14 protein-coding genes are annotated in these 12,514 nt (G+C 65.3%); 7 read left to right on the forward strand and 7 right to left on the reverse strand.

The genetic code is table 11. From position 1 onward, the window contains the following. Positions 1–28 precede the first annotated feature (28 nt). Positions 29–1,042, reverse strand: coding sequence for an ABC transporter permease (locus JG743_RS16325; RefSeq protein WP_202302321.1), 1,014 nt, complete (start codon positions 1,040–1,042; stop codon positions 29–31). After that, positions 1,039–2,550, reverse strand: a complete 1,512-nt coding sequence (locus tag JG743_RS16330) for a sugar ABC transporter ATP-binding protein (protein ID WP_446720912.1) — start codon at positions 2,548–2,550, stop codon at positions 1,039–1,041. Before JG743_RS16330 ends, JG743_RS16325 begins: the two co-directional genes overlap by 4 nt. Positions 2,551–2,981: 431 nt before the next feature. On the opposite strand from JG743_RS16330, the gene JG743_RS16335 reads away from it, so the two are divergent. The 4 genes from JG743_RS16335 (at position 2,982) to JG743_RS16350 (ending at position 6,458) form a co-directional block, all read left to right on the forward strand. After that, positions 2,982–3,713, forward strand: a complete 732-nt coding sequence (locus JG743_RS16335; RefSeq protein ID WP_202302323.1) for a rhomboid family intramembrane serine protease — start codon at positions 2,982–2,984, stop codon at positions 3,711–3,713. 104 nt (positions 3,714–3,817) lie between these two features. After that, positions 3,818–4,249, forward strand: a complete 432-nt coding sequence (locus JG743_RS16340) for a CBS domain-containing protein (protein ID WP_202302325.1) — start codon at positions 3,818–3,820, stop codon at positions 4,247–4,249. Between the two features lie 216 nt (positions 4,250–4,465). After that, positions 4,466–5,965, forward strand: a complete 1,500-nt coding sequence (gatB, locus tag JG743_RS16345; RefSeq protein WP_202302327.1) for an Asp-tRNA(Asn)/Glu-tRNA(Gln) amidotransferase subunit GatB — start codon at positions 4,466–4,468, stop codon at positions 5,963–5,965. Between the two features lie 4 nt (positions 5,966–5,969). After that, positions 5,970–6,458 carry a GNAT family N-acetyltransferase gene (locus JG743_RS16350; RefSeq protein ID WP_202302329.1) on the forward strand — a complete coding sequence of 163 codons (489 nt, stop codon included), beginning with the start codon at positions 5,970–5,972 and terminating at the stop codon, positions 6,456–6,458. Between the two features lie 46 nt (positions 6,459–6,504). Here the strand turns inward: JG743_RS16350 and panC are convergent, their stop codons facing one another. After that, on the reverse strand, positions 6,505–7,368 hold the full coding sequence (panC, locus tag JG743_RS16355; protein WP_202302331.1) for a pantoate--beta-alanine ligase: 864 nt from the start codon (positions 7,366–7,368) through the stop codon (positions 6,505–6,507). Continuing rightward, complete coding sequence (gene panB, locus JG743_RS16360; protein WP_244673198.1) at positions 7,365–8,201, reverse strand: 3-methyl-2-oxobutanoate hydroxymethyltransferase; 837 nt, start codon at positions 8,199–8,201, stop codon at positions 7,365–7,367. The genes panC and panB overlap by 4 nt, the downstream gene beginning before the upstream one ends. A gap of 227 nt (positions 8,202–8,428) precedes the next feature. Here panB and JG743_RS16365 point away from each other — a divergent pair, with 227 nt between their 5' ends. The 3 genes from JG743_RS16365 to JG743_RS16375 all read left to right on the forward strand — a co-directional run bounded on the left by JG743_RS16365 (position 8,429) and on the right by JG743_RS16375 (position 10,038). After that, positions 8,429–8,827: an NADH:ubiquinone oxidoreductase subunit NDUFA12 gene (locus tag JG743_RS16365; RefSeq protein ID WP_202302333.1), complete on the forward strand. Its 399-nt coding sequence runs from the start codon at positions 8,429–8,431 to the stop codon at positions 8,825–8,827. A 125-nt stretch (positions 8,828–8,952) separates the two neighbouring features. Continuing rightward, a complete protein-coding gene (locus tag JG743_RS16370; protein ID WP_244673161.1) occupies positions 8,953–9,585 on the forward strand; it encodes a DUF2155 domain-containing protein in 633 nt (210 codons plus the stop codon). A gap of 66 nt (positions 9,586–9,651) precedes the next feature. Continuing rightward, positions 9,652–10,038: a hypothetical protein gene (locus JG743_RS16375; RefSeq protein ID WP_202302335.1), complete on the forward strand. Its 387-nt coding sequence runs from the start codon at positions 9,652–9,654 to the stop codon at positions 10,036–10,038. A 7-nt stretch (positions 10,039–10,045) separates the two neighbouring features. Here JG743_RS16375 and aat read toward each other — a convergent pair whose 3' ends face one another. Genes aat through accB form a run of 3 tightly spaced genes read right to left on the reverse strand, consistent with a single transcriptional unit; the run spans position 10,046 to position 12,494 of the window. Next, on the reverse strand, positions 10,046–10,663 hold the full coding sequence (aat, locus tag JG743_RS16380; RefSeq protein ID WP_202302337.1) for a leucyl/phenylalanyl-tRNA--protein transferase: 618 nt from the start codon (positions 10,661–10,663) through the stop codon (positions 10,046–10,048). Positions 10,664–10,683: 20 nt separating this feature from the next. Beyond that, positions 10,684–12,027, reverse strand: coding sequence for an acetyl-CoA carboxylase biotin carboxylase subunit (gene accC, locus JG743_RS16385; protein ID WP_202302339.1), 1,344 nt, complete (start codon positions 12,025–12,027; stop codon positions 10,684–10,686). Positions 12,028–12,035: 8 nt separating this feature from the next. Further along, complete coding sequence (gene accB, locus JG743_RS16390) at positions 12,036–12,494, reverse strand: acetyl-CoA carboxylase biotin carboxyl carrier protein (protein WP_202302341.1); 459 nt, start codon at positions 12,492–12,494, stop codon at positions 12,036–12,038. Positions 12,495–12,514 lie beyond the last annotated feature (20 nt).

The raw sequence follows: 12,514 nt of genomic DNA on the forward strand, positions 1-12,514 counted from the left end.
AAAACCGCAACACACTCTGGAATTGCTCTCAACGCTTCTTTCCCAGGCCGAAGGTCGCCGCCAGCGCGCCGACCAGCACGACGCCCTTGACGAAATCCTGTGTGTAATAGGGGGCATTCAGCATGGTGAGGCCGTTGAGCAGCACGCCGACGAAGATCGCGCCGACGACCGTGCCGATCACATGCGGGCGGCGCTTGTCGAGCACGGCATAGCCGATCAGCGAGGCCGCGACCGCGTCGAGCAGGAGCGAATTGCCGGCCGAGACGTCGCCGCGGCCGACGCGCGAGGCGACGATCAGCCCGCCGAGCGACGCCAGCGTGCCCGAAATGACATAGGCGGAGAGACGATAGGCCTTGGTCGGCGCGCCGGAGAGATGCGCGGCCGTCTCGTTGCCGCCGATGGCGTAGAAGACGCGACCCCAGCGCGTGCGTTCCATCAGGAACCAGGCGAGGAACGCGACGAGCGCCATCACCACGACGGACAGCGGAACCAGGTCGAAGAGCCGCGAGCGCCCGAGGATCAGGAAAGCCGGATCGTAGGCGCCGGGAACCGTCGAGCCATCGGGAAGCACCATGCCGGCGGTGATCGAGCGGCCGCCGGTCGGGATCAGCTGCAGGCCGGCGAGCAGGAACATGGTCGCGAGCGTGGCGAGAAGGTCCGGCACGCCGACGCGGACGATCAGCAGCCCGTTGGCGAGGCCGATCAAAGCGCCCATCAGCAGCACCAGCGCCATCGTTTCGGCGGCATCCATCTGCCATACGACCATGGCGTAGCTCGCCGCCATCACCGCGGAGGCGGCGATGCTGCCGACCGAGAGATCGAAGCCGTCCGCCGCCATGGTGATCGACACGCCGACGCCGAGGATCGCGACCACCGAAACCGCCTGCAGGATCGAGAACAGGTTGGCCGAGCGGATGAAGGCGGGCTGCACATGCCAGAAGCCGACCACCATCAGGGCGAGCAGCGCGAAGAGCGCGTACCGGCGTATCTCGCGCAGAAGCGAGGGGCGTGGAGCGGCATGCGTTGTCGTCAGGTTGGTCATCTCGGGTCCCCGGCGGTCTCCTCGCCCTCGACCTTGTCGATCTGGTCGGTGAGCGGGCCATGGCCGTCTTCGGCCGCATGAAGGGAATGGTTGCGCATGACGAGGATGCGGTCGGCAACCTCCAGCGCTTCCTCGGTGTCGCTGGTCGCGATCAGGGTCGCCGAACCGCGCTGGTTGCTGCGGATGGCGGCGATCAGGTCGGCGCGAGCGCCGACATCGACGCCCTGGAACGGCTCGTCGAGCAGGAGCAGCCGGCAAGGCGCCGCCTGCCAGCGGGCGAGCACGACCTTCTGCTGGTTGCCGCCGGAAAGTTCGTCGAGCGTGTCGTCCCCACCGCGCGCCTTGATGCCGAGCCGCGCGATCGCCTCGGCGGCAACTTTGCGCTCGCGCTGGGTCCGGAGCAGGCCGCCGGGGAACCAGCGGCTGAGATGCGGCAGGGCGATCGTGCCGGCGATGGAGGCGCCGGGGACTTCCGGCGGCAGCAGCGAGGATTGCCAGCGATCCTCGGCGACCATGAAGACGCCGTTCTCGATCGACTGTCCTGGCCCGTTCGAAAGCCAGGGTTTTCCATCGAGCTCGAACTTGCCTTCGGCAAGGGTTTCGAGGCCGAACAGCGCGCGCAGCAGCCGGCTCTTGCCGGAACCAAGCGTGCCGGTGATAGCAACGACTTCGCCCGACCGAAGATCGAGGTCGAAGGGCGCGGCGCCAGCGACCAGCCTGGCGCCCTTGACCGACAGGGCCACCGGCGCGGTCGACGCCTTGCCGCGATGGGTGGCGGCTTCCAGCGGCCGGCCGATCATGGCGGCCACCGCCGCCGGGAAGTCGATCGGCCTGGCAAAGGCGCCGACCATGCGGCCGCCGCGCATGACAACGGCGCGGTCGGCGATCGCGGCGAGATCGCCGAGTCGGTGCGAAATGTAGAGCACCGCCATGCCGCTTGCGCGCAGCCGCCGGATGACGGCGAACAGCCGCTCAGCCTCCGTGGCCGAAAGGCTCGATGTCGGCTCGTCGAGGATCAGCACGGAGGCGCTCGCCGCGACGGCGCGGGCGATGGCGATCAACTGCCGTTCCGCCGGGCGCAGGTCGATGAAGTCGCGATCGAGCGGCAGGTCGAGATCGATCAGCGCCGCGATCTCCTGCGCGCGCCTGCGGATCGACCTGTTCGAGACGAGAAAACGCCCGCCAGGGCTGCAAAGCTCGTCGAGCACAAGGTTCTCGGCGACCGCCAAGCCGGCCGCCCCCGCTTGGTCGGTTGCCTGGTGCACCGTCGCGATGCCGGCGGCCTTGGCGGCGCTGGGCGAGGCGAAGGTAACCGCCTTGCCGCCAAGGCCGATCGTGCCGGCATCGGGCGTGTAGGAACCAGAAAGGATCTTCACCAGGGTCGACTTGCCGGCGCCGTTGGCGCCCATCAGCGCCACGACCTCGCCCGGCGCGATGGTAAGATCCGCGCCGGCGAGGGCATGCGTCGGCCCGAAGGACTTTTCGATGCCGGCAACGGAGACGGCAATGGCGGGGGCGGTTTGTGGCAAGGTGCGTGGGCTTCGGCTGGTAACGGTGCGCTCGGGGCGGCGGGTGATGGTCGCGTTTGTCACCCGCTATATTCCATGATCGCCAGGCCCGCATTGTAGTCGGACGAATAGACAATGCCATTGGCATCGACGAACGCGTCGGTCGACTGGATCACCCGCGGCCGGTTCGGGCACTTGTCGACCCATGTGGAGACCCCTTTGAAATCGGCGGCATTCTAGGCAGGGCCCCCCAACGCTTCCGAGAACGCGCGTTGCGAGTTTCGCAAACCCTGGAGCATTTCCGCGTTGTTTCCTTCGGGTTCTTAGCAAATGAAGGCGAGGCCGCACCGCACGCTTTGGGAAACAGAATTGTTTCAACTCGGGCGCCCTTGCTCTAAAGCTCGCCGATCGAATCCCAGGATGCTTTGTCAATGAGCGAGCCGGTCAGCCCTTCGGAAATCGAACAGCAGGACGATGCGCCGGAACCGCGCCGCGAACCGGTGTTCAACCTGCCGCCGGTGGTGCTGGCGGTGATCGGCATCTGCATTGCCGTTCATCTGGTGCGCGTCTACCTGCTTACCGACGATCAGGATTTCGCCTTGCTGGTACGGGCGGCATTCATCCCGATCCGCTATTCCGGCCGCTATGACCTCGAGGTCTATGCCTTCACCAGCCCCTTCACCTATGCGTTCCTGCATGGCGGCTGGGCGCATCTCCTGATCAACATGGTGTGGCTGGCGGCGTTCGGCTCGCCGCTGGCGAACCGTTTCGGCGCGCTTCGCTTCGCGCTGTTCTTCGCGGTGACGGGGCTTGCGGCGGTGGCGCTGTTCTATGTCCTGCACCCTCTCGGCGAGGCGCCGCTGGTCGGCGCATCGGGCGCGATTTCCGGCATGATGGGGGCGGCGGCGCGCTTCGCCTTCCGCATCGACCGCTCGTCGGGCAGAGGCGCCTTTGCCGGCGCGCCGTTGCCGATGACGGAGGTGTTTCGCTCGCGCGGCGTCGTCACCTTCCTTGGCGTCTGGATGGTGATCAACCTTGTCACCGGCCTGATCGGCTTTGCTCCTGGCGTCGACGGCCAGATCGCCTGGGAGGCGCATATTGGCGGCTTTGTCGCCGGCTTCTTCGGTGTGCGTGCTTTCGACCGTCTCCAGCCGCTGGAGTAAACCGCGCCGCACTTGAAAAGCAACCAATCACGGCGCACCATGTTCACCGGAACGTGAATGCCGGTCAGGGCAGGAAACCGGCAAGCAAAGCTGAGGAGGACGCCATGACTGTTAAGGCAATTCTCGAAAAAAAGGGCCATGACGTGCTGACGCTCGGGCCGAACGAAAAGCTGAGCGAAGCCATCCGCATCCTGACCGAGCACAGGATAGGCGCGCTGGTCATCACCAATGGCGACCACAAGATCGTCGGCATCCTCTCCGAGCGCGACATCGTGCGCGTAATCGCCAAGGAAGGTGCCGCGGCGCTCGACATACCGGTGCGTTCGGCGATGACGCCGAAGGTGAAGATCTGCAACGAGAACCACACCGTCAACGAGGTGATGGAGATCATGACCAGGGGCCGCTTCCGCCATCTGCCAGTGGAAAAGGACGGCCTGCTCTACGGCATCGTGTCGATCGGCGACGTCGTCAAGCGGCGCATCGAGGATGTCGAGCGCGAGGCCGAGGAGATCAGGGCCTATATCGCCACTGCCTAGAGGGCGCGGTCAGCGGATCCGCCGGCTGTAGCCGGCTGGCGGAGGTGAGGTGACCCAATCGTCGGTTCGAGCCCGCGTTCCCTGATGCGGTAGGGACCGCCGCCCGCGGAAAAGGCCAGAGAGCGGCTTTGCGCTTGTCTCACCGGGCAGTTTGCACTAGCGAGTGACTTTCACTTTCGACGTGAAATTCACGTTTCGCGAACCTGCAGGCCTCCCATGAGCATCATCGACACCCGCACCCCCGACGCAAAACGACTGATCCCCGGCGCCACCGGCGACTGGGAAGTCATCATCGGCCTCGAAGTGCATGCGCAGGTGACTTCTGAGGCGAAGCTGTTCTCCGGAGCGTCCACCTCGTTCGGCGCGGCGCCCAACGCCAATGTCAGCCTGGTCGACGCGGCAATGCCCGGCATGCTGCCCGTCATCAACGAGGAATGCGTCAAGCAGGCGATCCGCACCGGCCTCGGCCTGAAGGCCGAGATCAACCACAAGTCGGTCTTCGACCGTAAGAACTACTTTTATCCGGACCTGCCGCAGGGCTACCAGATTTCGCAGTTCAAGCAGCCGATCGTCGGCGAGGGCAAGGTCATCGTATCGGTCGGCCCGGACCGGCAGGGCGAGTTCGAGGACATCGAGGTCGGCATCGAGCGGCTGCATCTGGAGCAGGACGCCGGCAAGTCGATGCACGACCAGCACCCGACCATGTCCTATGTCGACCTCAACCGCTCCGGCGTGGCGCTGATGGAGATCGTCTCCAAGCCGGACATGCGCTCGGCCGACGAGGCCAAGGCCTATGTGACCAAGCTGCGCACCATCGTGCGCTATCTCGGCACCTGCGACGGCAACATGGACGAAGGCTCGATGCGCGCCGACGTCAACGTCTCGGTGCGCCGTCCCGGCGGCGAATTTGGGACGCGTTGCGAGATCAAGAACGTCAACTCTATCCGCTTCATCGGCCAGGCCATCGAATACGAGGCGCGCAGGCAGATCGCCGTCCTCGAGGATGGCGGCACGATCGACCAGGAAACGCGGCTGTTCGACCCCAACAAGGGCGAGACACGCTCGATGCGCTCGAAGGAAGAGGCGCATGACTACCGCTATTTCCCCGACCCGGACCTTCTGCCGCTGGAGTTCGACCAGGCCTATGTCGACGCGCTGGCCAAGGATCTGCCGGAACTGCCCGACGACAAGAAGACGCGACTGATCGCTGCGCTCGGCCTGTCGACCTACGACGCCTCGATCCTGGTGTCGGAAAAGCCGATCGCCGATTATTTCGAGAAGGTGGCCTCCGGCCGCGACGGCAAGCTCGCCGCCAACTGGGTCATCAACGATCTGCTTGGTGCTCTCAACAAGGCCGGAAAAGACATTGAAAATGCACCGGTTTCGCCTGAGCAGCTCGGCGCCGTCATCGATCTGATCAAGGAAGGCACGATCTCCGGCAAGATCGCCAAGGACCTGTTCGAGATCGTCTGGAACGAGGGCGGCGATCCGCGCCAGCTCGTCGAAAGCCGCGGCATGAAGCAGGTCACCGACACGGGCGCCATCGAGAAGGCGGTGGATGAGGTGATCGCCGCCAATCCGGACAAGGCCGACCAGGCTCGCGCCAAGCCGACCATGGCCGGCTGGTTCGTCGGCCAGGTGATGAAGGCGACCGGAGGCAAGGCCAACCCGCAGGCGGTCAACGACCTCGTCAAGGCCAAGCTCGGCATCGAATAAAGCGATGTTCGTCCGCACAGCCAGCGAGCGCGATCTTCCTGCGATCCGCGCGCTGCTGGTCGAGACCTGGCATGCGACCTACGATGCCATCTACGGCGCCGAGCGGGTGACGGCGATCACCGACGACTGGCATTCGATCGCCTCGCTCAAGGCGCGGCTGTCGCGGCCGAACTCCGAATTCCTGGTCGCCGACGACGGCAAGCGGCTCGGCGGCATGGCTTTCGCCGCCGCCACCACCGACCCGAAGATCGTCCTGTTGAACCAGCTCTATGTGCACCCGTCCTGCCAGCGGCAAGGGATCGGCAAGGCGCTGCTCGATGAGGTCGAGGCCAGCTTTCCGGAGGCGAGCAGCCTTCGCCTCGAGGTGGAGGAAGCCAATGCGGGAGCAATCGCGTTCTACCGCGCGCACGGTTTCCTGCCCCGCGGCAAGACCGCCGATTGCGGCGGCGGATCGGGGCTGCCTGCGCTTATCTTAGAGAAGTCGCTCGGATAGCTGGCGCGGGGCCAGCACCGCGGGCGAAGGATCTGACCGCGCTCAGTCAGGGCGTCGACATGACGGCAGGAATCTCTACATTGTCGATCAGCCTGGTTGTGCCGAGCCAGGCGGCCGCGAGCACGCGGCCGTCGCGGTCGCGCCGCCAGGGCGCGAGCGTCAGGCTTTCACGCGCCGCGACGTAGTCGACCTTCTGAAAACCTGCCTCGATGAGCGCCTGACGGGCCTCCGCGGTCGCACCGGCTTCCTCGGCGCCGGCCGCAAGCGTTGCCGCCGTCCGGCGCAGGACCGCGTTGAGCTTGCGCGCGACCGCGAGCTCCCTGTCGCCGAGATAGGTGTTGCGTGAGGACATGGCCAGACCATGCGCGTCGCGCACCGTCGGCGCGCCGATGATGGCGACGGGCAGGTCGAGATCGCGGCAGAGCTGCCTGACGACGCAAAGCTGTTGATAGTCCTTCTCGCCGAAAATCGCGCAGTCGGGCGTCGCCTGCAGGAAGAGCTTGGCTACGACGGTCGCGACGCCGTCGAAGAAGCTCGGCCTGAAATCCGTCTCCAGGCCGGAGGAGGGGCCGCCAATCGAAATCCTGGTGGCGAAGCCGGCCCGGTACATCTCGCCCACATTGGGCGTGAAAGCGAGATGCGCGCCGGCCTCGGCCAGGCGGTCGAGATCGTGGGCAAGCTGGCGCGGATATTTGTCGAGGTCTTCGGTCGGCGCGAACTGCGCCGGATTGACGAAGATCGAGACCACGCAGCGCTCGGCCTTTTCGAGCGCCATCCTGACCAGCGAGATGTGGCCGTCATGCAGCGCGCCCATGGTCGGCACCATGGCAATGCCGAGACTTTGCTGTCGCCAGTCGCTGATTTGCGCGCGAAGGGCGGAAACGGTTTCGGCGACGATCGGTCGGCTCATGCCTTGTCCTTGTCCGGTGTGGCCGCAAAGACGTGGTCCGGGCCGGGAAACGTTCTTTCGCGCACCTCGGCGGCGTAGCGGGCGGCAGCGTTCGAGACCGCATCGCGCAGGCTGGCATATTCCTTGACGAATTTCGGCACGCGGTCGACGGTCAGGCCGATCATGTCGTCGATGACCAGGATCTGGCCGTCGCAGTCGCGGCTGGCGCCGATGCCGATGGTGGGGATGGCGATGGCGCGCGTAAGGTCGGCGGCAACGGCCTCGACAGTTCCTTCGATGACGACGGAGAAGGCGCCGGCTTTTTCCACCGCTTCGGCGTCGCGCAACAGCGCGGCGACATTGTCCTCGGTGCGGCCCTTGATCTTGTAGCCGCCGTCCTTTTCCACCGATTGCGGCTGCAGCCCGATATGGCCCATGACCGGAATGCCGTCAGCCACGATCGCGGCGATCTGCCCGGCCATGTCGACGCCGCCTTCCAGCTTGACCGCCTGGCAGCCGGTCTCCTCGACGATGCGCCGCGCCGAGGCGACGGCCTGCGCCGCCGATGCCTCATAGCTGCCGGCCGGCATGTCGACGACCACGCAAGCCCTGGCCGAGCCGCGCATCACCGCCTGGCCGTGCGCGATCATCATCTCCAGCGATGCGCCGAGCGTCGTCTTGTGGCCATGCAGCACCATGGCGACACTGTCGCCGACCAGCAGCAGGTCGACGTGGGGATCGAGCAAGCGGGCGATTGGGTAGGTATAGGCGGTCAGGCAGACGATCGGCACGCCGCCCTTGCGACGGCGAATGGCGTCGGCGCTGATCCGGCCACTGGCGGACAGGTCTTGAATCTTCACCTCCCTCAGCCGGGCACCAGGCCAGGCGCCCGTTGCCGGGCGAGCAGAGCTTTAGAAAGACCGGAACTGCTTGGCAAGCAGGGCTGCCGCCATCCGCGCGGCTGTATCGATTTAGCGCGCGAACCATTTACATTGCGCCCCGCGGCAAAGCCCTTGCCTTCGCGGTTGCGTGACGCCATAAGCAGGAGAAAGGCGCAGCCGCTGCCGCCGCGAGGACTTGGATGAAAACTTTCCTTACGCAGTTTTTCACCTGGTGGAACAGCCAGACGCTGGGAACGCGCTTCCACACCTGGCGCCACGGCACGAAGGTCGGCCAGGACGAAGCCGGCAACGTCTATTACGAGGGCGGCATCGATTCGGAAGGCCGCACCCGCCGCTGGGTCATCTACCGCGACTATTCGGAAGCCTCGAAGATCCCGCCGGGCTGGCACGGCTGGATCCATCACCGCGTCGACGTGGCGCCGCCGAGCGACGACTATCGTCCGCGCGAATGGCAGAAGCCGCATCAGCCAAACCTCACCGGCAGCCCGGCCGCCTATCGTCCGAAGGGCTCGGTGCTGACCAACCAACACCGCCCGCAAGTGACTGGCGACTACGACGCCTGGACGCCCGGTTCGTAATCGACCGCCGAGTGCCGATCGGTCCTTTGTCGCCACAATTGACGTTTAGCTGCTTGCTGAACTGAAAACGGCGACTAGCCTTGGGCGAGCAAGAATCACCCCGGGCGCAACCACCGGTATACTGCATGAGCATCTTCAGCCGAATCTCGTTGGGCGCCGCGGCCGCGGCAACTGCCGCTCTCGCCGTCTGCACGGTGACGTTTGCCGCCGCGCAGACGCCGGCGGCGCCGGCGGCTGCCGAGCGCATCACCAATCCGGTCGCCGAATTCGCCGGCATCGACAAGATCACCGGCCGCATCATCACCTTCGATGTCTATATCGACGAGACGGTGCAGTTCGGCGCTTTGCAGGTGACGCCGCGCATCTGCTATTCGCGGCCGGAGACCGAGGAGCCGAAGACCGATTCCTTCGTCGAGGTCGACGAGATCACCCTCGACCGCAAGATCCGCCGCATCTTCACCGGCTGGATGTTCGCCGAGAGCCCGGGCCTCAATGCCGTCGAGCACGCCGTCTATGACGTCTGGCTGAAGGGCTGCAAGCAGAAGTCGGATGTGCCGCCGCCCGAGGCCGCCAAGGCCGATACCGCCAAGCCGGCTGCGGCCAAATCGAAGACCGATACGCCCAAGCCGAAAGCTGCCGCACCCGAGCCGGCCGAGACGGATACCGGCGCCGATACGGGCACCGGCGCTGATACGGGTACCGGCGCCGATACGGGCACCGGCGCTGATACGGGCACGGACACCACCGACGCGAACTGATCCTCCGGAACCGCCGCGCCCGCCATTCGTTGCATGAGGATGATGGTGCGGATGGAGGATTTGAGCATGTCTGGCAGCAAGCCGATCACGGCCAGCAAGAAGGAACTTCTCGACCTCGAGAAAGGCTTCTGGACGGGCGATTCCGCCTACTTTGCGGCCAATGCCGATGCGGAATGCCTGGTCGCCTTTCCAGAGATGGCGCAAGCGATGGCCAATGCCGATCTGGCCAAAACCGCCAGCAAGCCACACCGCTGGCGCGATCTCGACATCGACGTCAAGGGCATGGTCGAGCCGGGCAGCGACATCGTCATGCTGACCTACGAGGCGCACGCGACGCGCGAGAATGGCGAAGCTTATAACGCGCTGGTCAGCACCGGCTACGTGCATCGCGTCAATGGCTGGAAGATGATGTTCCACGCCCAGACGCCGCTGGAGACGTCATCCAAGGGCTGATGTCGGGTCACGGAAAGAAGACCGCCTCGCCCTTCAACGCCTCGGCCAGCATCTTCTCATATTGGCCGCGCGGTACGTCGACGGCGCCGAAGCGCTTGAGGTGCTCGGTGGTGAACTGGGTGTCGAGCAGCGCAAAGCCGCGCGTCTTCAACCGCTCGACCAGGTGATAGAGACAGGTCTTGGACGCATCCGTTTCCCTGGCGAACATGCTTTCGCCGAAGAATACGCGCCCGAGCGAGACGCCGTAGAGGCCGCCGACCAGCCGTTCCTCGCGCCAGGCCTCGACCGAATGGCAATGGCCGAGGCGATAGAGCTCGACATAGGCCTCGCGGATCGGCGCGTTGATCCAGGTCGAGCGGCGCTCCTCGCGCCTTTCGGCGCAGCCATCGATCGTCGCCTCAAAATCGAAATCGTAGCGAATGTCGAACGGGTGCCTACGGATCGTCTTCTTCAGGCTGCGCGGCGTATGAAACCCGTCGAGGGGAATGATGCCGCGTGTCTCCGGCCGCACCCAGAACACCTCGGGGTCGCTGGCGCTTTCGGCCATCGGGAAGACACCCGAGGCATAGGCCTTCAGCAACAGGTCGGTCGGAATGCGATAGCCGGGCGCATAGGGACGGGTCATCGCGGTATTATATCTGGAGCCTAATCCTCCTTGGCCAGATATTTTTCCAGCCAGTGGATGTCGTAGTCGCCATTGGCGATATCGGCATTGCCGACCAGGTCGCGGAACAGCGGCAGCGTCGTCTTGATGCCGTCGACGACGAATTCGTCGAGCGCGCGGCGCAGCCGCATCATGCATTCGACGCGGTTGCGGCCATGCACGATCAGCTTGCCGATCAGGCTGTCGTAATAGGGCGGGATCTTGTAGCCGGAATAGACGCCGGAATCGACGCGGATGCCGAGACCGCCCGGCGTATGGAAATGCGTGATCGTGCCTGGCGAGGGGGTGAAGGTGCGCGGGTCCTCGGCATTGATGCGGCATTCGATGGCGTGGCCGTTGAACTTAATGTCCTCCTGCCTGACCGAAAGGCCGCCGCCGGAGGCGACACGGATCTGCTCGTGCACCAGGTCGATGCCGGTGATCGCTTCCGTCACCGGATGCTCGACCTGCAGCCGGGTGTTCATCTCGATGAAATAGAACTCGCCGTCCTCGTAGAGGAATTCGATGGTACCGGCGCCGGAATAGCCGAGATCGGCGACGGCCTTGGCGCAGATGCCGCCGATGCGCGCGCGTTCCTCGGCATTGAGCGCGGGCGAATTCGCCTCCTCCCAGACCTTCTGGTGACGGCGTTGCAGCGAGCAGTCGCGCTCGCCGAAATGGACGCCGCGGCCGGCGCCATCGCCGAACACCTGCAATTCGATGTGGCGCGGCTTCTCCAGGTATTTCTCGATATAGACGGCGTCGTCGCCGAAGGCGGCACCGGCTTCGGAGCGCGCAGTCTGCAGGGCGAGCTCGAGGTCGGCCTCGGTGCGCGCCACCTTCATGCCGCGCCCGCCGCCACCGGCCGAGGCCTTGATGATCACGGGGTAGCCGATCTCGGCGGCGACGCGCTTGGCTTCCTTCTCTTCGCTGATCGCGCCGTCGGAGCCCGGCACGACCGGGATGCCCAGGCGTTTTGCGGTGCGCTTTGCCTCGATCTTGTCGCCCATGATGCGGATATGGTCGCCGGACGGGCCGATGAAGGTGATGTTGTGGGCGGCCAGGATGTCGGCGAACTTGGCGTTCTCCGACAGGAAACCGTAGCCCGGATGCACGGCGTCCGCGCCGGTGATCTCGCAGGCGGCCACGATCTGGTGGATGTTGAGATAGCTGTCGCGCGACTGCGGCGGGCCGATGCAGACGCTCTCGTCGGCGAGCCTGACATGCATGGCGTCGGCGTCGGCGGTCGAATGCACCACCACGGTCTGGATGCCGAGTTCCTTGCAGGCGCGCAGCACCCTGAGGGCGATTTCGCCGCGATTGGCGATGAGGATTTTCTGAAACATTCCCGGCTCTACTCGATGACGACGAGAGGCATGCCGTATTCGACCGGCTGGGCGTCCTCGAACAGGATCGCCGTCACCGTGCCGGCGCGGGGCGAGGGGATCTGGTTCATCGTCTTCATCGCTTCGATGATCAGCAGCGTTTGGCCTTCCTTAACCTTCTGGCCGATCTCGATGAATGGCTTGGCGTCGGGCGAAGGGGCCAGATAGGCGGTGCCGACCATGGGCGACGGCACGGCGTTCTTTGACTGGTCGGCCGCTGCAGGCGCTGCAGCCGCCGCCGGCTGAGCCGGCGCCGCCGCATAGGCGGGCGCGGGAGCGGCCACAGCGTGGACGGTCTGCGACTGCCGCGACACGCGCACCTTCAGGTCACCGAGCTCGACTTCGATCTCGGTGAGGTTGGTGTCGTTCAGTATGCCCGCCAGATCGCGGATCAGCTGCTGGTCAACACCGGTCTTCTTTATGGACATTTTCGAGCCTTCTGTTTGTT

Origin of the sequence: Mesorhizobium sp. 131-2-1 (assembly GCF_016756535.1) — a bacterium.
In the GTDB taxonomy this organism is placed as follows: domain Bacteria; phylum Pseudomonadota; class Alphaproteobacteria; order Rhizobiales; family Rhizobiaceae; genus Mesorhizobium.